The 24,010-nt window shown below is 52.5% G+C and carries 25 protein-coding genes; 14 read left to right on the top strand and 11 right to left on the bottom strand.

Annotation, left to right across the window (positions count from 1 at the left end; all coding sequences use genetic code 11):
* Positions 1-21: 21 nt before the first annotated feature.
* Both KUO20_RS14730 and KUO20_RS14725 read left to right on the top strand, forming a co-directional pair.
* A complete protein-coding gene (locus KUO20_RS14730; RefSeq protein ID WP_235040585.1) occupies positions 22-402 on the top strand; it encodes a DUF1198 family protein in 381 nt (126 codons plus the stop codon).
* Positions 403-611: 209 nt separating this feature from the next.
* Positions 612-1,130 (top strand): hypothetical protein, encoded by a 519-nt coding sequence (locus tag KUO20_RS14725; protein ID WP_235040584.1) that lies wholly within the window; start codon positions 612-614, stop codon positions 1,128-1,130.
* Positions 1,131-2,033: 903 nt separating this feature from the next.
* On the opposite strand, the gene KUO20_RS14720 is transcribed toward KUO20_RS14725, so the two are convergent.
* The 7 genes from KUO20_RS14720 to KUO20_RS14690 all read right to left on the bottom strand — a co-directional run bounded on the left by KUO20_RS14720 (position 2,034) and on the right by KUO20_RS14690 (position 9,549).
* A complete protein-coding gene (locus KUO20_RS14720) occupies positions 2,034-3,152 on the bottom strand; it encodes an alkene reductase (protein ID WP_235040583.1) in 1,119 nt (372 codons plus the stop codon).
* A 101-nt stretch (positions 3,153-3,253) separates the two neighbouring features.
* Positions 3,254-4,651, bottom strand: a complete 1,398-nt coding sequence (locus KUO20_RS14715) for a YfcC family protein (protein WP_235040582.1) — start codon at positions 4,649-4,651, stop codon at positions 3,254-3,256.
* A gap of 155 nt (positions 4,652-4,806) precedes the next feature.
* Positions 4,807-5,178: a hypothetical protein gene (locus KUO20_RS14710; protein WP_235040581.1), complete on the bottom strand. Its 372-nt coding sequence runs from the start codon at positions 5,176-5,178 to the stop codon at positions 4,807-4,809.
* Between the two features lie 187 nt (positions 5,179-5,365).
* Positions 5,366-6,550: a M24 family metallopeptidase gene (locus tag KUO20_RS14705; RefSeq protein WP_235040580.1), complete on the bottom strand. Its 1,185-nt coding sequence runs from the start codon at positions 6,548-6,550 to the stop codon at positions 5,366-5,368.
* 68 nt (positions 6,551-6,618) lie between these two features.
* Positions 6,619-7,359: a sulfite exporter TauE/SafE family protein gene (locus tag KUO20_RS14700; RefSeq protein ID WP_235040579.1), complete on the bottom strand. Its 741-nt coding sequence runs from the start codon at positions 7,357-7,359 to the stop codon at positions 6,619-6,621.
* A gap of 11 nt (positions 7,360-7,370) precedes the next feature.
* Entirely contained in the window at positions 7,371-8,051 is a 681-nt protein-coding gene (locus KUO20_RS14695; protein WP_235040578.1) for a transglycosylase SLT domain-containing protein, read from the bottom strand.
* Positions 8,052-8,130: 79 nt separating this feature from the next.
* Positions 8,131-9,549 (bottom strand): aminotransferase-like domain-containing protein, encoded by a 1,419-nt coding sequence (locus KUO20_RS14690; RefSeq protein WP_235040577.1) that lies wholly within the window; start codon positions 9,547-9,549, stop codon positions 8,131-8,133.
* Between the two features lie 274 nt (positions 9,550-9,823).
* On the opposite strand from KUO20_RS14690, the gene KUO20_RS14685 reads away from it, so the two are divergent.
* From KUO20_RS14685 to KUO20_RS14635, 11 genes are all read left to right on the top strand, one after another.
* Positions 9,824-11,239, top strand: a complete 1,416-nt coding sequence (locus KUO20_RS14685; RefSeq protein ID WP_235040576.1) for an APC family permease — start codon at positions 9,824-9,826, stop codon at positions 11,237-11,239.
* A gap of 30 nt (positions 11,240-11,269) precedes the next feature.
* Positions 11,270-12,721 (top strand): NAD-dependent succinate-semialdehyde dehydrogenase, encoded by a 1,452-nt coding sequence (locus KUO20_RS14680; RefSeq protein WP_235040575.1) that lies wholly within the window; start codon positions 11,270-11,272, stop codon positions 12,719-12,721.
* An 11-nt stretch (positions 12,722-12,732) separates the two neighbouring features.
* Positions 12,733-14,004 carry a 4-aminobutyrate--2-oxoglutarate transaminase gene (gene gabT / locus KUO20_RS14675; protein ID WP_235040574.1) on the top strand — a complete coding sequence of 424 codons (1,272 nt, stop codon included), beginning with the start codon at positions 12,733-12,735 and terminating at the stop codon, positions 14,002-14,004.
* A gap of 188 nt (positions 14,005-14,192) precedes the next feature.
* Positions 14,193-15,467 carry a cation:proton antiporter gene (locus tag KUO20_RS14670; protein ID WP_235040573.1) on the top strand — a complete coding sequence of 425 codons (1,275 nt, stop codon included), beginning with the start codon at positions 14,193-14,195 and terminating at the stop codon, positions 15,465-15,467.
* A 346-nt stretch (positions 15,468-15,813) separates the two neighbouring features.
* Positions 15,814-16,449 (top strand): LysE family translocator, encoded by a 636-nt coding sequence (locus KUO20_RS14665; RefSeq protein ID WP_235040572.1) that lies wholly within the window; start codon positions 15,814-15,816, stop codon positions 16,447-16,449.
* 131 nt (positions 16,450-16,580) lie between these two features.
* On the top strand, positions 16,581-17,147 hold the full coding sequence (locus KUO20_RS14660; protein WP_235040571.1) for a Pycsar system effector family protein: 567 nt from the start codon (positions 16,581-16,583) through the stop codon (positions 17,145-17,147).
* A gap of 3 nt (positions 17,148-17,150) precedes the next feature.
* The gene (locus KUO20_RS14655) at positions 17,151-17,945 is read left to right on the top strand and encodes an adenylate/guanylate cyclase domain-containing protein (RefSeq protein WP_235040570.1); all 795 of its coding nucleotides are present in this window, start codon (positions 17,151-17,153) and stop codon (positions 17,943-17,945) included.
* Between the two features lie 128 nt (positions 17,946-18,073).
* Complete coding sequence (locus KUO20_RS14650) at positions 18,074-18,649, top strand: DUF6037 family protein (RefSeq protein ID WP_235040569.1); 576 nt, start codon at positions 18,074-18,076, stop codon at positions 18,647-18,649.
* A 103-nt stretch (positions 18,650-18,752) separates the two neighbouring features.
* Positions 18,753-19,139: a VOC family protein gene (locus KUO20_RS14645; protein WP_235040568.1), complete on the top strand. Its 387-nt coding sequence runs from the start codon at positions 18,753-18,755 to the stop codon at positions 19,137-19,139.
* A 137-nt stretch (positions 19,140-19,276) separates the two neighbouring features.
* Complete coding sequence (locus KUO20_RS14640; RefSeq protein WP_235040567.1) at positions 19,277-19,600, top strand: transcriptional regulator; 324 nt, start codon at positions 19,277-19,279, stop codon at positions 19,598-19,600.
* Positions 19,593-19,892: a helix-turn-helix domain-containing protein gene (locus KUO20_RS14635; protein WP_235040566.1), complete on the top strand. Its 300-nt coding sequence runs from the start codon at positions 19,593-19,595 to the stop codon at positions 19,890-19,892. The genes KUO20_RS14640 and KUO20_RS14635 overlap by 8 nt, the downstream gene beginning before the upstream one ends.
* Positions 19,893-19,946: 54 nt before the next feature.
* Here the strand turns inward: KUO20_RS14635 and KUO20_RS14630 are convergent, their stop codons facing one another.
* The 3 genes from KUO20_RS14630 to KUO20_RS14620 form a co-directional block, all read right to left on the bottom strand.
* The gene (locus KUO20_RS14630) at positions 19,947-20,201 is read right to left on the bottom strand and encodes a Txe/YoeB family addiction module toxin (protein WP_096277600.1); all 255 of its coding nucleotides are present in this window, start codon (positions 20,199-20,201) and stop codon (positions 19,947-19,949) included.
* Positions 20,198-20,449 (bottom strand): type II toxin-antitoxin system Phd/YefM family antitoxin, encoded by a 252-nt coding sequence (locus KUO20_RS14625; protein ID WP_235040565.1) that lies wholly within the window; start codon positions 20,447-20,449, stop codon positions 20,198-20,200. Before KUO20_RS14625 ends, KUO20_RS14630 begins: the two co-directional genes overlap by 4 nt.
* Positions 20,450-20,661: 212 nt before the next feature.
* Positions 20,662-22,239 (bottom strand): cryptochrome/deoxyribodipyrimidine photo-lyase family protein, encoded by a 1,578-nt coding sequence (locus KUO20_RS14620; RefSeq protein ID WP_235040564.1) that lies wholly within the window; start codon positions 22,237-22,239, stop codon positions 20,662-20,664.
* A 123-nt stretch (positions 22,240-22,362) separates the two neighbouring features.
* Here KUO20_RS14620 and hmuQ point away from each other — a divergent pair, with 123 nt between their 5' ends.
* Entirely contained in the window at positions 22,363-22,665 is a 303-nt protein-coding gene (hmuQ, locus tag KUO20_RS14615) for a heme-degrading protein HmuQ (protein WP_235040563.1), read from the top strand.
* Positions 22,666-22,714: 49 nt separating this feature from the next.
* Here hmuQ and KUO20_RS14610 read toward each other — a convergent pair whose 3' ends face one another.
* Positions 22,715-23,980, bottom strand: coding sequence for a Zn-dependent hydrolase (locus tag KUO20_RS14610; protein ID WP_235040562.1), 1,266 nt, complete (start codon positions 23,978-23,980; stop codon positions 22,715-22,717).
* Positions 23,981-24,010: the final 30 nt, after the last annotated feature.

The following is a 24,010-nucleotide window of genomic DNA, read 5'->3' as shown; positions in this document are numbered from 1 at the left end:
TGGATAATGGCAGGTGACATAATGTTTGGTTTTTTTAAGAAAAACGACAGTGTGGCCGATAGAATAGGGCATGAAATAAACATCAAGCCTGAATTTGTAGAAGAAATGGTAAGTAGAATGGGAGCTGAGCGAGGGAAGTTGTTTTTAACAACAGTAAGTGATCGCCGTCGAGACCCAGATGTTTTAGAAATTGGAATTAAAACATTTTTCATCTACCAGGTTATCAAAAACTCTCATCCAAAGAATGTGCTCTGGTGGCAGTCACAGCTGGCCCAGAGCAGCTACAGCCCAGATATAAACATCCAAGATGTTGAAGCGGCGTTCATGTTCTTAAGAGATGCCGGAGCGGATATTAGCTTGGCAAGTGAGTTCCTCCATGATTATAAGAAACACTTCATGTAAGTGATTGAAAAAGTTTACCGGTACTTAATTTTTATTGGATAATCTCTTGGAAAATTCGAGAGGTTAGAGCCGATCAAGCTTGTCTGCGAAGTATTGATACTTCTTAAGGCCTAAGGCGGCCTATTGCGCTCGTTCTCCCAGAATTACATATTCACTTCATTCTGTTGCTCACAATACTTATTAATAAACTATTATACGGAAGGAGTCAGATGCACTTCCTGAATGAATTACTTGCCCAAGCTGCCGCTGCGATTCCAAGGCAGTACTTTCAGCTACCTATAGATGGCCAAGAAGATCCGATTTATAGGGAGAGGGTATATTGCTACGAGCTTTACCACCAGTTGCGTAGCATTTGGCCGAAAAATTGCGACTATTCTCTTGGAGGAGAGATTGATAAAGCCGGGCACAGGTTAATTAGAGGAAATGATCTGGATAGCGTGAAACCGGATTTTCTAGTTCACATACCTGGGAATATGGGCGGAAATCATGCGGTCATTGAAGTTAAACCGGTTCATGCTGACAATAAGGCAATTCGTGCGGACATCGAAACTTTAAGAAATTTCCGTGATCATGCCGAGTATGAGAGGGCAATACTTTACATCTATGGCAGCCCGGAAAATGGCAATGCACGGAAAAGGGCGACGGATTTGCTCACTGAAATAGCAGGCACAGAAATTGAGGTTTGGGTTCATGAAGAGCCTCATAATCGAGCAGAGCGCGTTATGTGAAACAGTCGTATAACAAGCGCATGTTGCGGATGAATTTTCACTGTGCTCCCATTTATCGCAAATATAGGCGCTATCGATGTTAGTAAAGAAAAGGGGTGTGGAGAAACTGATAAGTGGGATTTTTGTTATCTCCGCAACTTCACTGGGCGTGCTTGCTATTCTATATGGCCAGAACATAGAGGCATCTATTGACAGAGAGGGGATAGCAAAGCAATGTTCGCCGTCCAATCCTATTGCAGTTCGAGTACAAAATCGAAGCTTGAGAACTATTAAACAGGTTCATTTCCGTATGGAACTATTCAAGGGGAATAGGTCAAGGAATATGCTTGCGGACTCCAGCTATGTTTTTGACAACCTCGTCAAACCATTTAATAGCCGAATACTCTGCTTCTCCGACGAATATACTGATCACTTAATAGGAATTCGAAATCATCAGGAAGAAGGTTCAGAATCCGTTAATTTTAGTGTTTCTAGTGCGATATCGGAGGTGGATGCTGCTAGGGCCTTTGTTTCATCTCATTCAGTTTATATAAGTGACGTTAGATATGTGCTGCTGGATTAGGTGGTAACAATGCTGCCAAGGAGAGACAATATTTCTGTTGCCGCTTCAGCTAACGCCACAAAAACTTGCTCGCCTCCGGCATTATATTAAAATTTGCTGAAAGACCGCTTATAACCGTATGAAGACGGCCAAGTCTATACCGAGATGGCAAGAGCAATCTCTACTACTTCTATTTTACACACAAAAATACACACTGTGTAAAAACCAGAATACCCCATGAAGACAACCTTCATGGGGCTTTCAGCCAGGAATTGATAAAATTACATAGAAATTGCTATATTCTCCCAGCAGTGATGCTTTTCTCTCATAACCGTTTAGCCGTGCACTAAGCGCATGCTGATTTAGCTCTGACGGTCATAGCCGTTATCCATAAACGGATAGTCGGTGTAACCCTTTTCGTCACCGCCGTAGAACGTTTCATGGTTCGGCTGGGTGAGCGATGCGTTAACGCGAAAGCGTTCCGGCAGATCAGGGTTGGCAATATACGGGCGGCCAAAGGCAACAGCATCAGTGGTATCTTCGCCAATGCGCTTTTCCGCGCGCTCTGCATCGTAGTTGCCGCAGTAAATCAAGCTGCCGCTAAAGCGCTCGCGCATCTGCTCACGGAAACCGTCTGGGAAAGTGATATCGCCACCGGCCCAGTTGGGTTCGTTTAGATGTAGATAGGCAAGCCCACGCTTGGAAAGCTGTTCTGCCATGTAAAACGCCATGGCTTCCGGCTCATCGTCGGTCAGGCCGAACAGTTCGATAAATGGCGTCATGCGGATGCCCACCCGATCACCGCCAAATACCTCAACCACCGCATCGACAACTTCCAGCGGGAAACGGGCACGGTTTTCCAGCGAGCCGCCGTATTGGTCGGTACGCTTGTTAGAACCGGTCGCTAGGAACTGATTGAGTAGGTAGGCGTTGGCAGCGTGGACTTCCACCATGTCGAAACCAGCACGCTTAGCGCGCTCAGCCGCTTGGCGGTAGTCGTCGACAATGCCCGAGATCTCATCGGTTTCCAGCGCACGCGGTGTGCTGGTGGGGTGCTGGCCCGCAGTGCCGTCTTCAAACTCGACGAAGCACTGGGCGCCTTCGCCTTTCAGCGCGCTGGGCGCAACCGGCTGCTGGCCGTCCGGTTGAACCATTTCGTGTGAAACACGACCAACGTGCCATAGCTGAAGTGCAATGCGGCCGCCTTTAGCGTGCACCGCGCTGACCACACCTTTCCAACCGGCTTCTTGGGCATCAGTCCATATGCCTGGCGTATAAACATAGCCACGGGCGGTGGGAGAAATGTTGGTGGCTTCGCTGATGATCAACCCTGCGCCCGCGCGTTGGCCGTAGTACGCTTCCTGCATCTTGCCGGGTACGCTGTCCGGGGTACGTGAACGAGTCAGCGGCGCCATGATAATGCGGTTAGGAAGAGACAGGCTGCCCAGCTGAATGGGCGTAAAGAGTGTTTCGAAAGCCATCAAATAAGCTCCTTTGGAACGCTATGATAAACAAGTAAGGCGCAGAATAGACCAGTTTACTAGTTAACGCCAATCGAATCTTTTTTGGCAGTCTGCTGCGCTTAGTAACCTACTAAATGACCGATGATTAGCGCGACCCACGCCAGACCGTACACCATCACCATAAAGGGCAGAATCGCTTTTAGCCACTGAGCGTATGACACACGCCCGAGTGCCAGCATGGCCAGCGTACCGCCTGACGTAGGAATAATGAGGTTGGTTAAGCCGTCACCAATCTGAAACGCAGTAATCATCAGCTGGCGGCTCATGCCAACGAGATCAGCAACAGGAATAAGAATTGGCATAGTGACGAGCGCCTGGCCGGAACCAGAAGGAATAAACAGGTTGATAACGCCCTGTACTACGCTGGCCATAATGGCAGCAAATACCGACGGAATGCCGTCGATCAGCGTACTTAACGCATTAACAATGGTGTCGATAATTAGCGCTTGCTCAAGAATCACCTGAATAGATGCCGCCACCCCAATCACCAGCGCTCCGGCAGTGACGCTAGCGGCACCTTCCATCAGCTGTTTAACAATGCCATTCGCAGACAGGCCGTTAATCGCCCCAATGAGGATCGCCAGAATCAGGAAAACGCCGGCAATTTCATTGATGTACCAGCCGCGGGTGAAGACTCCTACCAGCATGGCGACCAAGCCACCCACAAACACGACCATCGTCAAAATGTCGCGCTTAGTCAGGCTATATTCGCTGAGCGGTTTGCTAAGCGATTCGGCATTGTCAGGCTCGTCAAACTCCATGTTGACGACGCGCTTGCAGATATACAGCGAGAGCAGGCCCAGCGATGACACTACCAATAGCGTACGCAGCCAAGCGGCTGAGAACGTCGGTAGCTCGGCGATACCTTGAGCAACGCCCACGGTATAAGGGTTAATAGGCGACAGCGCAAAGCCAATACCAATGCCCCCAACGGCCATTGCAACACCCACCAGGCTTGAGCAGCCAATCGCGCTGGCAATTAGTATGGCAATCGGCACTAAGGCAATGTTGTTTTCAAAGCCAACGGCGACGCCAAAAAAACCGTAAATAAAGGTGCCGACCACGATGATGATGTTACGTCGCTCAACGCCTACGCGGTTAACCGCTACGCCAATGGCATTCTCTAATGCACCGGTTTTTTGCATAATATGAAAGAGCCCGCCCGCGATGAAGACGATAAATAGGTAGCGCGAGGCAGCGACAAGCCCTTCAGGAATGGCCACAAAAATATTAAAAAGTGGAATGTTGGCTACATTTTCCAAATAGGTAAATGAGCCGGGGACCACCATCGTTCGGCCGTTTTGCGTGACGCGCTCAAATTCGCCAGCGGGAATAATAAACGTCAGTAAATACGTCGCCACGAGGATAAGAAAGATAAGCACCATGGGGTCAGGAACTGCCTGATACCATTTTTTAGGCGAGCCAGAAGAGGCTGGCGCAGCATTTTTTGCAACCATGGAAGTACCCTTAATGAGATGAGTCTTAGCGTGAGCGCTTACTGGCGCCTTACTTAGCGTGACGCATGATAAATCAAGGGGGTATGGAAACGTATACTGGCAGAGTGTTGATTCCAGTTAAAAACGCATGGAGTGCCTAAAATAAACGGCTCTGCTTAGTTGCGTTGCCAGAGCCACCGGCGTTTGGTGGGCGTATCAATATGCTGTAATGCGTTCGACAGCGACAGCCTGATGGCGGCTAGCTGACGATAGCAGACAGCGCTGCTCAGTACGCCAGGGCACTGCTTGAGCAGCAGCTCGCACTGCTGGGAGGCAATATAAAGCTGTTCTGTTGTCAACGCAGAAAATAGCGGTTTCGACTGATGGCCGCAGCGTGAGAGCTCCCGCGCCAGCATGGAAAGCATGCTGGTATCCATCCAGCAAGGCAGCGGGTCTTCTAAGCGGCCAGCAATAGAATGCTGTACCGCTTCAAAAGAGGTGCGCAAAAACATGACTGTCTGGCGAAGCTGTCGCTGCTCACTCGTCATCTCATTGACCCTTCACGTGGCTCCTTATAAAGGGCCTGGGCCCAATGATTAAATGCAAAAATAAGTGTTTCTCATTTGCATCTTTGTTGACGATAGCGCTACGCCCTTCGCCTGTCAATGTCATGGTTTCGGTGCTGGTTTTTTAAAATGCTGATTTTTAGCACGCTGGTGTTTGAGTACGAAAGCCTCAGCGTGCTTCAAACAGCTGCCAGTCATTATGGGTGAGCGGCTTGGCGCCTTGCTCAGTCACCACAACGGTGTCGCTTAACCCGACGCCCCACTGGCCGGGTACTCGTAGGCAGAGCGGCAGGTGAAACACCATGTTGGCTTCAAAAGGACGCATCTGGCCTTTGGCGATATAGCCGGTGCCTTCGACCCAGCTAGGCGGAAACTGTGCCCCGACGGAATAGCCAAACACGCCGGAGAAGAAGAACTTATCACGCTGAGGAGCGAGCAGTGCATCGGCCGTCTGCGCCGCCTGATCGAAGGTATTGCCGGGGCGCATGCTGGCACACAGCGATTCGAACAGTGAATGGCATAGATCTCTGGTCGCCGCCAGGGCAGGGCTTGCAGTGCCAGTGACGGCGGTGCGCATCATCGGCGCTGTGTAGCGTTGAAAGGCCGCCCCAAACTCTAAAAAGACCGGCTCGTTCGGCTGAATAACACGCCTTTTATGATTGACGTGAATCACGCCGATACGATGCCCGCTGGTGACAATCGGCTGCAGGCTCATAAACTCACTGCCGTTTTCCAGCAACGCCTTGGCACCCACTGCTGCGATATCGTTATCGGTCATGCCGGGGCGAATGCTTTGTATCGCGGCCTCTAGACCTAAATCGGTTATCCGCGCGCTTTCTTGCAGCGCTTCAAGTTCAACTGAGCTTTTCACTAGGCGGATGTTATCAAGTAGCTCGCCTGCTTCGCTAAACCTGTCACGACCAATCGTCTGCGTGAGGGCATCAAAAACGCCAAAGCGCAGCCCCGCACTCCAGCTATCAATCCCAATGTTCTGATGCGGTGCGAGCAGATCCGCCAAGGGTGAGATGATTTCGTCCAGATTTTCCCAGCGGTAGCCGATGATCTCATCCACCCGCGCCGTCACAACCGCCGCGCCCGTTTCGATTGAGGCGACCTGTAGTACGAGGCGTTCCTGCGTGCAGACTAAGCACGCATACACCGAGACCTCAAAGGTGTGATAGCCGGTCAGGTAGTTAATGTCGGCAGGGTCGGTGAGCAGCAATGCACCCAGTTGGCGGTGTGCCATGGCCAAGCGCACCTTTTCTAGCCGCGTTTGATATTCCGACGCTGAAAAGGGCAGTTCACTTTGCGCCAGCGTCTCGGCCAGCGCTTCGCGGTACTGGTAGTAATCCATAGCACCTCCATCATTAGATAAGGTCAGTATAGGTCGCTATCCCATGCGTGCTTTTGAGGGCCTCAACGCTAGCGGGTGAGCAGGAATACCCCCTGAAGGAAGTAGAAAACCCCAATGCCGGTCACGATCCAGCGGGTCCAAGTGCGGAAGTTAGCATCGGTCAGGCGATGTAAAATGCGGTTGCCCGTGTGAGTGCCGAAAATAGCGAACGGCGCGGCGAGTAGAATAATACTCCACTCACCGGCGCTAAGCGCCAGGGCAGAGCCTAGGTAAAAGAGGATTTTGATACTGTGGGCAACGACTTGAATCATCGCTTTAGTGGCCACGACTTGTCGCCGATCCATGCGAGAGCGTACAAAGAAAATATCAATCAGCGGCCCCGAAACCCCTGCCGCAATCGTCAGCCCGCCGGAGGCGATACCACAGCACACCGCGTGGCTGGCACGGTTGGCGTCCAAATGGAACCAGCGCTTGGGCATCCATACCAAAATAGGCATTATGCCAATGAGTAACGATACGGTGGCGGCATTCGGGCTGTAGCTGAACAGTAGCAACAGGCCTGCAGCACTCAGCACGCCAAGTGCCATCAAGGCAACGATGCGCCAGACGATAAAGCGCCGCGAAAGCCAAGCGCGTGAAGCATTAGCGGTGAGCTGTATAACGCCGTGCACGGCCATCGCAGTGCCTGCGGGAAAGACCAGCAGCAGAAACCACAGCAGCACCAAGCCGCCCGCCATCCCGAATACGCCAGAGAGCATTGAGGTGAAAAAAACGACACAAACGAAGGTCGCGCCAATAGCTAATGTCATCGTTAGGCTCCTCAGCTACGGCAGAACGGCCAGACTTGATAAAACTTGCGGCATTGGAACTCTGCTTCGCAGGCGTTGAGCTGAGCCTGATAGCGACTCGCGCGTGCCGCGACTTGGCTGCCTGCGCGCAGTACTTGCGGCTTGCCGCGATAGCTGCCGCGCTGATAGCCGCCTGCGCCTTCGTGATAGGCGTAATAAAGATGTTCAGGATTATTGAGCGAGATGCCGGCCTGCTGCTGAGAGCGACGGTTATACCAACCAATAAAATCGGTGGCGTGCTTCATGTGCGTACGACGGGCAAACAGACTGCCCGCTTGGTCTTCATACTCTTCCCAAACCGGGTCTTGGGCCTGGGCATAGCCTTTAGCGGAAGAGGGGCGCGGGCCAGGGATAAAGCCTAGGTAGTATTTGCGGTCAGGCCGAATATGGCTGCGAAACGAGGACTCCTGCTGAATAAACGACATTTGAGTCGCGATAGGCGTGCCCCAGCGCTGCTCTGATTCCTGCGCGTAGTCGTACCAGCTCGGCTGTTCGCGGAATATTTCGCAGATATTGCTTTGATCCTCAGGCGGGCTGGGCGCAAAGGTGGCACAACCAGAGAGCAGCAGCAAAAAACCTAGCACTGCCCACAAACGTAGCCTAGCAACGGCAGGTGAGGGATGAGCGATGAAACCATCAACAGGGCGGCGCATGAAAAGTCCTTGTGGATAAGTGCTGATAAAGTCGTTCTTACCAATCGGTTTGTAGTCATTAACAGGCACGCGTCGGTGCTTAGCGCAGCAGCGCCTCTAAACAACGGCGCAGCCGCTGTGCTTCACTTGCCAGGGTTTCTCCCGACAGCATGCCTACCCCCATGACCAGCCCCGAACGCAGGTCGCCTTTTGTGCATACCGGGCTTAAGGGGCGCACAATCAAATGCTCTTTTAACAGCGTTTGGGCAATCTGCACATCGTTGATATGCGGCTCAAATTCAAGACATAAACTGATAGCGCTAGTGGGTGGCGAAACGCTGCGCACATGAGGCAGCGAGCACAGCTGGTCATGCAGCACCTGTTGGCGTCCTAAATAGTCGCGCTGAATGCGCCGACACCAGGCATCTAAATCGCCGTCAAATATAAACTGCGCAAGCACAGCCTGATCCAGCATGCGGCCTTCACGGAACAGCTCGCTACGCAGGCGATTCATGGGCCCGGCTAAATGCCGCGGTACGACTAAATAGCCTAGGCGAAGACCCGGAAACATCATCTTGGAAAACGAGCCGACCAGCAAGTGGCGTTCAGAGTGCGGGTCAAAGAGCAGGTTAGCGTGATCGTCACGATTAAACTCGTAGTCATCTTCGATAATATAAGCCGGCGTTAGCGCATCACATAAGCGTTGTTTGTCGACCGCGCTGGTGGGCACGCTGAGCGGGTAGTGGTGTGAACCGGTGAGATAAGCAAGCTTTACAGGCCCCGGCGACGCTGGCAGCGCGTGCCCCTGGCCGGGCTGCCACGCCAACATCTCAATCTCTAAACCGGTCGCGGTAAACACATTGCGCGCCCCCCAATAGCAGGGCGATTCCATGGCAACGGTGTCGCCCACATCAGCCAGCGCCATGGCGCAGAGTTCGATGCCGTTATGGGTGCCGTCGGTAATAATGATCTGCTCAATGTCGCAGCTAAAATTGCGCCAGCGGGCTAGGAAATCACGTATTGCCCGTTTTAGCGGGCCATAGCCACCGGTGGAGTAGGACAGCAGCAGGGCATTTTGCGGCACCGTTACGCTTGAGTAGAGCTGTCGCCACTTACGCATCGGAAACTGCGCAATGTCAGGTATACCGGGTACAAACGCGCCGCTTTGAATCATGCTGGCGCCGGGGCCATCGAGCACTCGCCTGGCACGTACAGAAAGCGGTGTATTGCCAGTGGGCGGCGTGATCGCCGTAACGGGCCTGCAGGTCCAGGTGCCTTGCCCATGGGCGGTTTTAAGCAGAGCTTCTTCCAGAAGCGTTCGCACCGCTAGCGCCAGCGTTTGACGGGCAACGCCGAGAGCATCCGCTAACTGGCGATGGGAGGGCAGCCGCAGCCCAGAAGGCCATTGTTGAGTAATGGCTTGGCGTAGCGCCTGCTCAATACGCACCTGCTTACTTAACCGCTCGGGTTGGAGTGCATAAAGTTGTTCAAGCTGGTGCATGACCTGCCTTCGATCCATATCGACGCCTCCTTTTCCCCTCTGAGCCCGCTGTTGCTAGGTGTTTAGACGAAAGCATTAGCTATATTCCGCACTCTTTTGGTGCGTGCAAGAAGTGGTCTAGTTGAACGCAAAAGTGGTGCATTCGCCTTTTCCTCGCCGCCTGCTAGCGTGTTGCTATTCTGTTAGGCAAGTCCTTTGAAACAGGATCAGGATACTGCGCCTCCGAGCGCCCACAACAACATCCAATAATTCACTCTAATAACCCACTCTAATAACTCACAGGACACTGACAATGACCACACCTTCATCAGAGCAGGACGGCTTAGTCCGAGTACTTGCCCGTGGCGATGTGTTAGCGCTGGCTTTCGGCGCGATGATTGGCTGGGGCTGGATTGTACTTACCGGCACCGCGATTCAATCGGCAGGCAGCGTAGGCGCCATTATAGCGTTTATTATCGGTGGCTTAGCCATTGTATTGGTGGGCCTTACCTATGCAGAGCTTGCTTCTGCCATGCCCAAAGTCGGCGGTGAGCATGTGTATAGCTACCGTGCGCTGGGTCATCTGCCTTCGTTTTTATGCACCTGGGCGATTATTTTAGGCTACTTAAGCGTGGTCGCCTTTGAAGCCGTCGCACTGCCAACGGTGATCGAGCACTTAGCGCCTAACTACGCAGTCGGTCATCTTTGGACGATTGCCGGATGGGAAGTGAAAGCCACCTGGGTAGCGGTAGGCGTGGGCGGTTCGCTGGCCATGATGGTGATTAACTACTTCGGTGTAACCACTGCGGCGCTGCTGCAAAAGGTAGTCACCGGGTTGATTTTGTTGGTGGGCGTCATGTTTGTGACCGGTTCGCTGTTTGAAGGCGAAACGATCAATATGCTGCCGCTCTTTACGCAGGCCGACACCGGCGTCTTCGCGGGCATCGTCGCCGTGCTGGTCATGGTGCCGTTTCTGTTTGTGGGCTTTGACGTTATTCCTCAAGCGGCGGAAGAGATTAATCTGCCCTATAAAGCCATTGGCAACGTGCTGATGATGTCGGTCATTTTGGCCGTAGTGTGGTACGCGCTGATTATTTTGGCCACCAGCCTTGCGCTCAATAGCGACGAACTAGGGGCCAGCTCGCTCAGCGTGCCGGACGCCATGGGCTCACTGTTCAACGCAGCCTGGGCAAGTAATCTTATGGTGATGGCCGGCATTGCAGGCATTATCACCAGCTGGAACGCCTTCTACATTGGCGGCTCGCGCGCCATTTATGCGCTTGCTAAAGCGGGCATGCTGCCGTCGCCATTCGCCAAGCTACACCCTCGCTATAGAACACCCACCAATGCCATCTTCATGATGGGGTTTCTCTCTTGTCTGGCGCCGTTTTTTGGCCGCCCAGCGCTGGTGTGGATCGTTAACGCCGGTGGTTTAGGCATTGTGATCGCCTATTTGTTTGTTGCCATTTCGTTTGTGGTGCTGCGAGTGCGCGAGCCGGATATGCCGCGCCCCTTCAAGGTGAGTAACGGCAAACTATGCGGCATCTTCGCCGTCATCCTTTCCTTTGGCATGGCATGTCTTTATCTGCCGGGTAGCCCGGCAGCGTTGAGCGGTGCTGAATGGACCATCTTTGCCGGTTGGGCAGCGCTAGGCATCGTGCTGTATATCCATGCCTTGCGCACCTACGGCCGTGATTACAGCGACCGCCATATGAAGATGGATCTGTAAGCCTTTTACCTCGTTACCTAGGAGTAATGTATGAGCTTTATCGAACAGTGGTTGCACGATGCAGTTCCTGCCCTGGTGGGCGGTGAGTGGCGCATCGGCCAGCAAACCTTTGCCGTCGATAACCCCGCCACCGGCGAAACGATTGCCCGCGTGGCCGAAATGGGCGCCGACGATACCCGTGACGCCGTGGCAGCCGCCTACAACGCTGGCACTGCCTGGCGCGCCACCCCAGTGAAACAACGCTCAGCGCTGCTGCGCCGCTGGTTTGAGCTGATCATTGAGCACGCCGATGACCTTGCTCGCTTGATGACGTTAGAGCAGGGCAAGCCGCTGGCAGAAGCCAAGGGCGAAGTGATTTATGGCGCCTCGTTTATTGAGTTCTTTGCTGAAGAAGCCAAGCGCATGGCGGGGGAAACCTTGCCCAGCCACGGCGCCGACAAGCGCCTGCTGGTGCTGCGCGAGCCGGTCGGCGTGGTCGCCGCGATTACGCCCTGGAACTTCCCGCTGGCGATGATTACCCGTAAGTGCGCGCCAGCCCTGGCTGCGGGCTGCACGGTAGTGATCAAACCTGCTGAAGCCACGCCGCTGACCGCGCTTGCTGCCGCGTATCTGGCACTGGAAGCAGGCCTGCCCGTGGGTACTATCAACGTCATCACTGCTTCTAAACCGGTAGCGATAGGCGAAGTGCTGACGACCGACCCGCGGGTGCGCAAGGTCTCGTTCACCGGCTCCACGCCAGTGGGCAAGCGCCTGCTGGCTCAGTGTGCCAGCACGGTGAAGAAAACCGCTATGGAGCTGGGCGGCAACGCGCCGTTCATCGTCTTTGACGATGCCGATGTGGACGCCGCCGTTGACGGCGCCATTGCGTCTAAATTTCGCAACGCCGGGCAAACCTGTGTCTGTACCAATCGATTTTTAGTCCAGGACGGCATCTATGATGCCTTTGTCAGCAGGCTGACCGAGCGCGTTAAGGCACTTAGCGTGGGCGATGGTTTAGCCGACGGCAACGTGATTGGCCCGCTGATCAATCAGGCGGCGGTCGAGAAAGTACAGCGCCATGTCGATGATGCGATAAGCCACGGCGCGCGCCTTATGTGCGGTGGCCAGCCCCACGCCGCCGGCGAGCGATTCTTTACGCCCACGGTACTGGCGGATGTCACCACCGCCATGGCGGTGGCCGACGAGGAAACCTTCGGCCCCGTTGCGCCAGTGTTCCGTTTTACGCGCGACGAAGACGCTATCCAGATGGCCAATGATACGCCGTTCGGCCTGGCAGCATACTTCTACGCCACGGATTATCGCCGTATCTGGCACACCATGGAGCAGCTGGAGTACGGCATGGTGGGCGTCAATGAAGGCTTGATCTCCACAGAGCTTGCGCCCTTCGGCGGCGTAAAAGAGTCCGGGCTGGGCCGCGAAGGCTCTCACCACGGTCTTGATGAATTTACCGAACTGAAATACGTCTGTGTTGGCGGTTTATAAAGAGAGCAATGATGACCAACCAAGAACTGAACGAACTGAAAAACCGCTATGTGGCCAACGGCGCGGCGACCGCCAATACGGCCTTCGCCGAATATGCGGAAAATGCCGAGCTGTGGGACGCCGACGGCCAACGTTGGATCGACTTCGCTGGCGGCATCGGTGTTCTTAATCTAGGCCATCGCCACCCAAAAATCGTCGCAGCGGTCGAAGCGCAGCTGAAAAAAGTGATGCACACCAGCGCGGCGGTGATCTCCTACGCACCCTACGTGCAGCTGTGCCAAAAGCTCTGTGAACTGACCCCGGTGCGTGGCCCCGAGCGCAAGGCGATGCTAGTCAATACCGGTGCCGAAGCGCTGGAAAACGCCGTCAAAATTGCCCGCGCTGCCACTGGGCGCACCGGCATTATCACGTTTGATGGCGCCTTCCATGGCCGGACCATGATGACGTTGGCGATGACCGGCAAAGTGCTGCCCTACAAGAATGACTTCGGCCCGATGCCGGGCGACGTGTTCCGCGCACCGTTCCCGAACCCGCTGCACGGCATCAGCGAAGAGGCCTCGCTTGAGGCTATTCGCACGCTGTTCAAAACCGATATCGCCCCCCATCGTACGGCGGCGATCGTGATCGAGCCGGTACAGGGCGAAGGCGGTTTCTACATCGCCTCACCGGGCTATCTGAAAGCGCTGCGCGCCCTGTGTGACGAGCACGGCATTTTGCTGATTGCCGACGAAGTGCAGTCCGGCTTTGCCCGCACCGGCAAATTGTTTGCCCTGGAACATAGCGGCATCGAGGCGGATATTCTCACCACCGCCAAGAGCCTGGCAAACGGCATGCCGCTTTCTGCCGTCGTAGGCACTGCCAAGGTGATGGACGCTTCTGGCCCCAACTCGCTAGGCGGCACCTACAGCGGCAACCCGCTCTCCTGCGCGGCGGCGCTGGCGGTGATTGAGGTGATCGAAGAGGAAAATATTCTGGCCCGCAGCGAGCAGATGGGCAAGATGCTGGCCGAGCGCTTTGGCGTGTGGGAAGCGCGCTTCCCCGCGGTAGCCCACGGCCGCCAGCTCGGCGCTATGGCGGCATTTGAACTGCTCGATAGCGACGGCAAGCCAGATACTCAGATGACCGGCGCGCTATGTGCCAAAGCCCGCGAGAAAGGCTTGATCCTGCTTTCCTGCGGCTTCTACGGCAACAGCATCCGTATTCTGGTGCCGCTGACGGTATCGTCTGTGGTGTTGGAGGAAGGGTTGAGCATTATCGAGGCATCGCTGGAAGCGCTTAGCTGATAAACTGGGGTCGGTATTGATAGCCCGCCATCGCCAACAGCGTTCGCTGATGGCGATGGCGGGTTTCGCATTTTAGAGTCGCATTGGCTCACTAAAAATATGCCGGAGCGCCGGCCCTCAAAGCGAAGCGAGCGATGCTACCGCCGCGCTTCCTACATACACCTTCGTCGTTTCAATCAGGAGCTTGGATGAGCATATTCTCTTTGATGAGCATATTGATCACGCTCGCCGCCGTATCGAGTTATTTCAATTATCGCTACATCAAGCTGCCGACGACCATTGGCGTCATGCTGGTGGCGCTGGTCGCCTCACTTATCCTGATCGTGGTCAGCCCCTACAGCGATGGGCTACGTGACGAGGCGACGGCCCTGGTGGCGCGTATCGACTTTAACCAGGTAGTACTGCATGGGATGCTGGCCTTTCTGCTGTTTGCTGCCGCTATCCATGTCAAGCTCGATAACCTGAGAAAAGAATGGCTACCCATTGCGCTACTCGCCGTCGTGGGTACTTTGATGTCCACCTTCATCGTCGGCACCTTGACCTGGCTAGTACTGGATTGGATGGGACTAAGCATTCCCTTCCTGCATGCCCTGCTGTTTGGCGCCTTGATTTCACCGACCGATCCTATCGCGGTGGTCGCCATCATGAAATCCGTCGGCGTCTCTGAACAGCTTGAGAGCCAGATAGCGGGGGAGTCGCTGTTCAATGACGGCCTGGGCGTGGTGGTGTTTCTGGTGCTTTTGCAGCTTTCCGGACTGGACGCGGCCGCCGCGGAGGGGTCGCATCTAGCGTCTCCTATCGATGCGGCTGCGATCGGTATGCTGCTGCTCAAGGAAGTGGGCGGGGCGCTGCTATTGGCCTCAATAGCGGGATACCTGACCTATCAGATGCTCAAACGCGTTGATAACTACCAGGTTGAGGTGCTGCTCACACTAGCCTTGGCCATGGGGCTTTATGCCCTGGCGGATAGCCTGCATCTATCCGCGCCTATCGCCGTGGTAGTCGCTGGGCTGTTTGTGGGCAATCACGGGTGGCTGTTCGCCATGTCGGACAAAACTCGCGAAAACGTGGATACCTTTTGGGAACTGATCGACGAGATTCTAAACGTGGTGCTCTTTTTGCTGATTGGTCTGGAGCTGCTTATCCTGCCCATTGAACGTGCCTGGCTGCTAGCGGGTGCTTTGGCGATCCCTATCGTTCTGGCCACGCGGGGCTTCTGCGTGTCTATCATCATGGGCCCGCTGAGCCGAGTGACAAGCCAGTCACCGGGCGTGATCCGGATTCTCACCTGGGGTGGACTGCGCGGCGGCATTTCGGTGGCCATGGCGCTTTCGCTGCCGGAAAGTGAGCTGCGTAACCTGGTGCTGACGCTGACCTACTGCGTGGTGGTCTTCTCGATTGTCGTGCAGGGATTGACCATGGGGAAAGTGATTCGCCTAAGTGGCAAGTCGCCGACACGCTAAGCGCTGTCATGCTCTGGCCCGCCCTCGTCAAACAGCGAAAGCTGCTGGCGATTGGCGGGTTTTTTATGGGCGTTGAAAGCCTAGACCTAAGATAATCAGTCGCCCTAAGCACCCTGTGCTAAGCTGGATTTGGTTTGGTAATTGATGTGCCGACAAATGCAGCAGAAGCGCGAGTTTTGGATATGCAGCCTAATTTAAATTAATAAAAATAAGGATCAAAGAGTTGGGAAAATATAGCCGGCTGCATTTTTCGGACAATAATGTCGGCGCGTTTATCCAATCATAGGATGCGCTGTCTAATACCTGTTATGTGTACGTGGCCATCTAGCTATACGGGAGAAATAAAATGTTCGAATACACTGCTGTTCACTGGGTAACTTTTTTGTCTGCCGCTGTGCTTTTGAACCTTTCGCCAGGGCCCGATATTGCTTTTATTCTAGGCCAAACATTACGCAATGGGCGTCGGCAGGGTTTTGCGGGAATGTTTGGCATTTGGGCGGGCGCGTCGCTGCACGTGGCTATGGCCGCGCTAGGGCTTTCAGCAATCCTCGCAACTTCAGCTTTGGCTTTCTCAATTGTTAAATGGCTGGGTGCTGCGTATTTGATATGGCTTGGGATTGGCATGCTGTTATCCCGCGGTGATTCGTTTATCTCAGATGGACAATCAGGCAACCCAAGTACGCATTCGATTTTTTGGCAGGGGGCATTAGTTTCTGCTCTCAACCCGAAAGTGGCCATCTTTTTCCTCGCGTTCTTACCACAATTTGTCGTCGAGGGGGCGGGCTCTGTTGGCGCCCAACTGTTTCTTCACGGAAGTCTGATAATCGTTGTAGCAGCTTTTATTGAGCCGCCCCTCATTATGGCAGGGTCGCGACTAGGCGCATATTTAAAGAGAAATCGACGAGTTGGATTATGGATGGATCGGGGACTTGGGGCTCTATTTGTAACCTTGGGAGCGCGTCTTGCTGTTAGTTCCAAGTAGTACCGGACACTGATGACAACAATTATACACATAACCAATCATTCAAGTTCGTTCCCGGCCTGCGGCCGTCCACCGGACGCCCCTGTCGGGTCGCCGCTTAATTTTGGCGTTAGCATTACTGCGGAGTCAGCATGAAGTCTAAAAGCACTGAGGTAGAACAGATGAATGAAGACTATCATTTAAAGTTGGATGGAGTTTTTAAAAACGTTAATGAATGGCTGAAATTTGCTGAGCAAAAAAACGCATCATTGCTTTTACTGAATGGTGGTATGATTTGGGGAGTCACACGAGTATTGAGCGCCGTAGATTTCGTTCCAAAGATATCGTACTGGCTTAATATGACAGGTTATTCTCTTGTTGCTGTCTCTACCCTAATTTGCATTATTTCATTTCTACCAATTTTGCAACAGCGTTGGTTTAAACCTGAAAAACCCAGTCCGTCTGACAACTGTCTATATTTCGCTCACTCAGCAAAATATGATGCCAGGGATTATCTTAAATTACTCGCAAAGAAACTGGGTTACGAAGAAGAAAAAACTACGTTTACCGAGTTTGAGGTTGATTTAAGTAAACAGATAGTTACAAACTCAGAAATAGCATTTGATAAATATAAGCGGTTTAAGTTATCAGCTATCTTTACGATATCGGCAGTTGTCTTATTTTTGTTATCTTTTGGAATAATAAACTTCATGGAGTAAAGAATGATAAGCAAAGATCAATTGCCCGATAACATAAAAGAAATAATAAGAAAACAAGTAGATAAGTTTAATGTACGCGTCTTCACTGAAGAAGTTAATGAAATACCTAATGTAGTGGATATTCCCGGCGAGGGCTCTGCAAAATGGTTAAAAATAAAGGATGTTATATGTGTTTTTGTAGATATGAAGAACTCAACAAAACTGAGCGCTTCGCATCATGCCGGAACTACTGGCAGAGCATATACTCTTTTCACGGGTACAGCTGTTAGGTTATTTAAAGAGTTCGGGGCTTCTTATATAGATATTAAAGGTGATGGTGTTTTTGCTTTGTTTAACTCGAATAAAGTACACGCAGCATTTGCGTCCGCTGTTACTTTCAAGACTTTTATAAAAGAAGAATTTATGGCAAAAGTAGCTAACAAAACTAATGTTGATACAGGTGTTCATATTGGTATCCATCAAGCTACATTATTGGTAAGTAAAATAGGTCTTCGTAAAAGTGTTTCGAGAGGGGATATGCATAATGAAGTGTGGGCGGGTAAAACAGTTAATATGGCTTCTAAGCTGGCCAGCCTGTCCGATAGCAATGAAATCCATGTTTCCGATAAATACCACTCAAAATTAAAATCAACGAAAGCATTGTACTCATGCGAATGTGGCGATCCTGTGTATTTATGGGAAGAAGTGGATATTAGCAATGATGATAAGTTCTCTTTTGACAAGGCAATGGTTTTAAAGAGCTTTTGGTGTAAAAAGCATGGCGCAGCTTACTTGACAGAAATTTTAGATGCTGATTAAGTTTTAAATGTAATGCTAACAAGTCACTGCACTCGGAAATTTTACTCGCTGCGCTCCTAAAATTCCGGTGAGTGAGGCGTTATAAGCCACCCAGTCGTTGAGTATAGTATTGTGTATAAGGAGCTCGTATGAAGATGACTTCACTACAGGAACTGCACAAAAGCATGATCGCTATTCGCAGCGACATGCAGCAGTTTCAGGTGACTTTAGGCGCAATTAGCTTTGATTGCTTATTCTCAACGAGAGACAAGCCTAATTTTACGCTTTCATTAACATCCAGAGGATTAAACCCTAAATTCTTCTTGTTGCAAGTAAAAACTGGATATTGGATAGCACCTTTTTTTGATGAATTTTATGGTGAACTTGCAAAGTTGTTGAATGCTGGCAGGGGCTCTGGTAATAAATTGATACCAAAGGAGTTTCTTGAAAAACTCAATGCAGTGATTCCAGTTAAAGCGATAGTAGAAAGAAACCCTCCGCCGAACGAAATAATACGTTTGCGACCAGATGTCACAGAAGATCGAGATCGCCCATACTTTGATACCTGGATATACTGGTCTAAGGATAGTGGAAAAGGCCCAAGCGAGGAAAACCGTTATAAAACGCAAATGGTTTTAGGTGATGATGCAATTAATTACAGCAAGCTTAGAAATGCATCTTCGAGATGGAGCGCTGTTGATCTAAGCAGGGAATGGAAAGATTAAGCTTATAACAAGGCAATGGTTCGGTATATTTAAAGCCCCGGCTCCGCCTCCACTTTAAAAATCCGCACATTGCGGCTTTACACGGTGAAAGGGATTATGCATTGTGGAAGTAAACAGAATTGATCATCTAGTTCTTACTGTAAAAAATATTGATGTGACAGTTCAGTTTTATACATCTGTTATGGGTATGAAGGAAATTGAATTCGGTGAAGGCCGCAAGGCCTTAAGTTTTGGTCAGCAAAAAATTAATCTCCATCAATTAGGAAATGAATTTGAATCCAAGGCATTAAATGTTAAGGCGAGTTCAGAAAGTTTATGCTTTATCATAGATACGCCTATCACCGAAGCAATAAAAGATATTGAGAGTAAAGGTGTTAAAGTAATCGAAGGCCCAGTTTCTAGAACAGGCGCTTTAGGTACAATTCATTCGGCATACTTCAGAGATCCTGACGCAAATTTAATTGAGGTCTCTAATTATGCAGTCGTGTAACAAGGGCCAGCAATAGACTCGTCAAGCTGTCACTTTTTTTGCAAAGAGCCGCGAAAAAGCGCCAGTTCAACTCACCGCTGTGGCCGGCGTTAACCCTTTTTAAAAACCTCTTTTCATGAATACGTCAATGACGTATCATGCTCCCTATGTACACGGTCATCGAAACACCCACGTTCAAAGCAGACGTCGACAAAATCTGGTCGGAGGATGAGCGTAACAGTTTCTTTTCTTGGCTTGCAGCTAACCCAGAGGTTGGCGATCCGATTCCTGGCAGCGGCGGTTGTAGAAAAGTTCGTTGGTCAGTTGCTGGTTCCGGGAAACGCGGTGGCGTACGAGTTGTCTACTTTACTAGACTGGCAAATGGCGAAATTTGGCTTTTAGTTATCTACAAGAAGGCTGTTCGCGAAAACATCCCCGCGCATATCCTGAGGTCGATTCGAGAGGTGCTTGAAAATGAGTAATGAGGCCCTGACTGCAGAAGAGCTTGGCAACAAGTTGCTCCAATCAGTCAAAGAGATGAAAGCGAGCAAGTCTGCACGGGTTAGTCTGGCAGCGCCCAATGAGGTGGTAGAGGCTCGGAGCAAGACTGGTCTGACACAGCTTCAGTTTGCTGAGGTGCTACACATTTCTGCTCGCACATTGCAGGAGTGGGAGCAAGGGCGTCGTAAGCCATCGGGACCAGCTCAAGCACTTATAGAAATTGCCTTCCGTCATCCTGAGGTCATTCGTGAAGACCTCGCGCTTAGGGGTTAACAAGTTTCTGCACGAGACAGCCGCTTCGCGTCCGCTCGTGAGAAAAGCGTTAAATCAGTAGTGGTGCCGAAGCTGTGCAATGAGCAATGCGTCATCCGTGACCTTATAAACGATGCGGTGTTCTTCGTTAATTCGGCGGGACCAGTAACCAGAAAGGCTGTGTTTGAGGGCTTCCGGTTTGCCAACACCCTCGAACGGTTCTCGTTTGGTCTCCTTTATCAGCTTGTTGATTCGGTTCAGAATCTTTTTGTCAGTTTTCTGCCAGTACAGATAGTCCTCCCAGGCGTTCTCGGAGAAGATGAGTTTCATTCAAGAAGTTCCTTTTCTTGACCACTGCCTTGCTCTAGCTCGTCAATGGACTCCAACAAACGACGGGCGTTTTTTGGTGTGCGAAGAAGGTGTGCAGTCTCTTGCAGTGCCTCATAGTCATCAAGAGATATCATTACCACAGATTGTGACTTGCTCCGTGTGATGATCATAGGAGAATGGTCTTCACAGACTTGCTCCATAGTTTTTGCTAGGTTGGTTCTAGCGGCTGTGTAGCTAATGGCATCCATAGGTTTCTCCTGTACAGAATGTTGTTCATGTACAGAGTAGCGTACGCATAATGATTTAACAATCGGCCGCACGGCAACTGATTTTCCACCGCTTCACGGCTCCAAAATTGCCGCAAAGCTTTGCGTTAGTTTGAAGAGTTGAACGTGGGTTTAGAGATATTAGGCCGGTGTGCTGATCGACAAATAGAGTTATAGCTAAGCGTAACGGCTACCTATTCCTCCAACCCGCCCTCGTCAAACAGAGAAAGCTGCTGGCGATTGGCGGGTTTTGCTTTTTTAGCGCGCTGCTTTGAAGGACGGCGCTGGCTGGCGAGTTTATCCACAATAGCTTGGCTGGCTTCTCTTGCGTCTGGGGTGCGGCGAAGTTCATACAGCAGCTTTTTCCAGTGCCTTGCTTCGGCTTCAAAGTCGTGAGGGATGGGGTAGTTTATGCCGGGCTGAAAGCCGAACCGTTGGCGCAAGCTTTCGGGTAACTCCCAGGGCTTGGCGCGCCATTCGATCGGCAGCGTCGTTAATTCAGGCACCCAGCGAGCGATAAACTCACCGCTGGGGTCGTTATCCTCCGCCTGCTTAATAGGGTTGTATACCCGCAGCGCGTTGATGCCCGTAGCGCCTGCCTGCATCTGCACCTGGGGATAGTGAATGCCCGGCTCAAAATCGATAAACAGCCGCGCCAGGTGCAGGGCGGGCTCAACCCAATGCAGCCCGAGGCCAAAGGTGGCGTGGGAGATTAGCATCGCGCGCATGCGAAAGTTGATCCACCCGGTAGCGATTAGGCTGCGCATGCAGGCATCCACCAGCGGCACGCCGGTTTGGCCGCGCTTCCAGGCAATGAGATTGGGATGGTCTGAGTCGCGTTCCCGCAGGCCGCTTAGCGCCGGGTGTAGGGTTTGCGACTCCATGCTCGGCTCGCTTTCAAGCTTCTGAATAAAGTGGCAGTGCCAGTGAAGCCGAGAGGCAAAGGCGCGCAGCGAGCGCGACCACTGGGTATCTTCAGCATGCTTTTTGCGCTGGCGTCGCAGTGACTGCACCACTTCGCGCATGGAGAGCGTACCCCAGGCCAAGTGCGGCGAAAGCCGTGAGCCAAATTCCCAGGCCAGCAGTGGTTTAGAAATGGAGCCGCGATAGCGCCGCCCGCGCTGTGCCACAAAGCTGCGCCACAGGGCGCGCCCTTCACTGCGACCGCCCGGCTGTCGCTCTGGGCAGGGCGTGGTATCAAACCCCAGCGTCAGGTCGTGAAGCTGTTCGACGTCAATATGGTGAAAGGCTTGCCAGTTCTCAGCCGCCTGGGCGCTTTGCGGGGCAGTGGCGGTGGGCGCCGTCATTAACGTTTCCCACTGTTTTTCCCATGCACTGCGGTCATCTACTCGGGATTTTAAACCACGCACTACGCCGTGCTGGCGTGCTTCATGCCAGGGTGAGCCGTGCTGCTGACACCATGCCTTGACGCGGAGATCGCGGGCAAAACTCCAGGCGTTGCCGGTCTCTTCATGTGAATGAAGCACAAACTCGCCGTAATGGGTTTTCAGGGCGTTCAGCAAATCGACCATATCGCCTTGCCAAATACACAGCGGCAGGCTCAGTGTTTCGAGTGCGTTTGAAAGATCTACCAGCGAATCAGCGGCAAACTGCCAATGGCGCAGCGCGCTGTCTGGCGCTTGCCACTGCTCCGGCTCAATAGCAAATACGGGCAGCACGGGGCCAGCCGCGGCGGCGTTAGAAAGCGGCGCGTGATCATGCAGACGTAAATCGCGTTTGAACCAAACGACCTGAAGACTTGCCTTACTCATACTGGAGCCTGACCGTTGAGGGCTATCCGCCGCTAAGCCTATTCGCCATTTGCCTGTGACGTTACCATCAAGCTATTGTTTGCGTCACCAATCGAGCAGGTTCCGTCCAACAGGAGAGCCATCATGTATATCGCGATGAACCGTTTTCGTATTGCCCCAGGCCGTGAAGAAGATTTTCTAGAGGTGTGGCGCAACCGTGATTCTCACCTTGATGAAGTGCCAGGCTTCCAGCAGTTCAACATGCTGCGCGGCGAAAGCCAGGAAGACCACACCGTTTTCATTTCTCATACCGCTTGGGAGTCTGAAGAGGCTTTCCGCGCGTGGACCCAGTCAGACGCATTTCGCAAGGCCCACGCGGGTGCTAAAGCGCCTGAAGGGATTTACCTTGGGCCGCCAAAGTTTGAGGGCTATGAAGTGGTGCTGTAGGGCGCGTGCTACCGCGTGCGACGCTTTTCATGCGGTAGCTTAATAAGGCTTAGGCAGTACCCGCCGCCTCTAACATTGCGTGTAGCAGCACATTACAGCCATCGTGAACATCCTGCAGGGTGGCGCTTTCGGCCTCGTTGTGGCTAATGCCATCTTTGCAGGGAATAAAGATCATTGCAGCGGGGGCAACGCGACCCACAAACATCGCATCGTGACCTGCACCGCTGATGATATCCATGTGTGAAAGGTTGAGCTTTTCGGCCGCTTGGCGAACAGCATCCACACATTCTTGATTAAAGTGCTCTGGTGCAAAATCCGCCGTAGGGGTTAACTCGTACTCCAATCCATGGCGTTGGCAAATATCTTCAACGGCGGCGGCAACCGCTTGGCTCATCGTGATAAGTGCTTCCGGCTCCCAGTGGCGCATATCAAGGGTCATTTTGACCTGGCCGGGGATCACGTTGCGCGAACCTGGGTGTAGCGTCATACAACCCACCGTGCCGCGCCCGTGGGGTTGGTGATCAAAGGCAATTCGGTTGAGTGCCTGAGTGACTTCTGCGGCCCCCATCATGGCATCCCGACGAAGATTCATCGGCGTAGGGCCCGCGTGGGCTTCAAGCCCGGTCAGCGTTAAGTCGAACCACTTCTGCCCTAATCCACCGATAACCACGCCAATGGTGGTGTCGGTGTCTTCGAGAATTGGCCCTTGCTCAATGTGCGGTTCAAAGTAGGCTTTGATCTCGCTTGGTGACACCTCATCACTGCCACGATAATGAATGGCGTCCAGAGCATCGCTAACCGTCACGCCATCAGCGTCGGTGCGCGCCATCATGGCATCAAACTCAAGCTCGCCAGTAAATACGCCTGAGCCCATCATGCAAGGAGGGAAGCGGCAGCCTTCTTCGTTCGTCCAGGCGACGACTTCGATAGGGGACTGAGTGGTGATGTTATGCTGGTTAAGGGTGCGAATTACTTCCAGACCTGACAGCACGCCGACGCAGCCGTCATACTTGCCGCCGGTCGGCTGGCTATCCAGGTGGCTACCCGCCATCACGGTTTTGGCGCTGGGATCGCTGCCTTCTCGGCGTGCAAAGATATTGCCGATATTATCAATACGAATAGAGCAGCCTTCCGCTCTGCACCACTGGATAAAGAGATCGCGCCCCTGACGATCCAGGTCGGTGAGTGCTTGACGATTAACGCCACCTTTGACGGTGGCGCCTAGCGTGGCCATCTCCATGAGCGCCTGCCAAAGGCGATCACTGTCAGTGCGTAGCATGTGGGTAGCCGTTCTTGGTTCAGTAAGAGATTTCATGGGCATTCCTTTATGAGTTAGCACAGATAC

This window comes from Vreelandella profundi (assembly GCF_019722725.1).
GTDB lineage: Bacteria > Pseudomonadota > Gammaproteobacteria > Pseudomonadales > Halomonadaceae > Vreelandella > Vreelandella profundi.
This window is presented reverse-complemented; position numbering and strand designations above follow the sequence as displayed.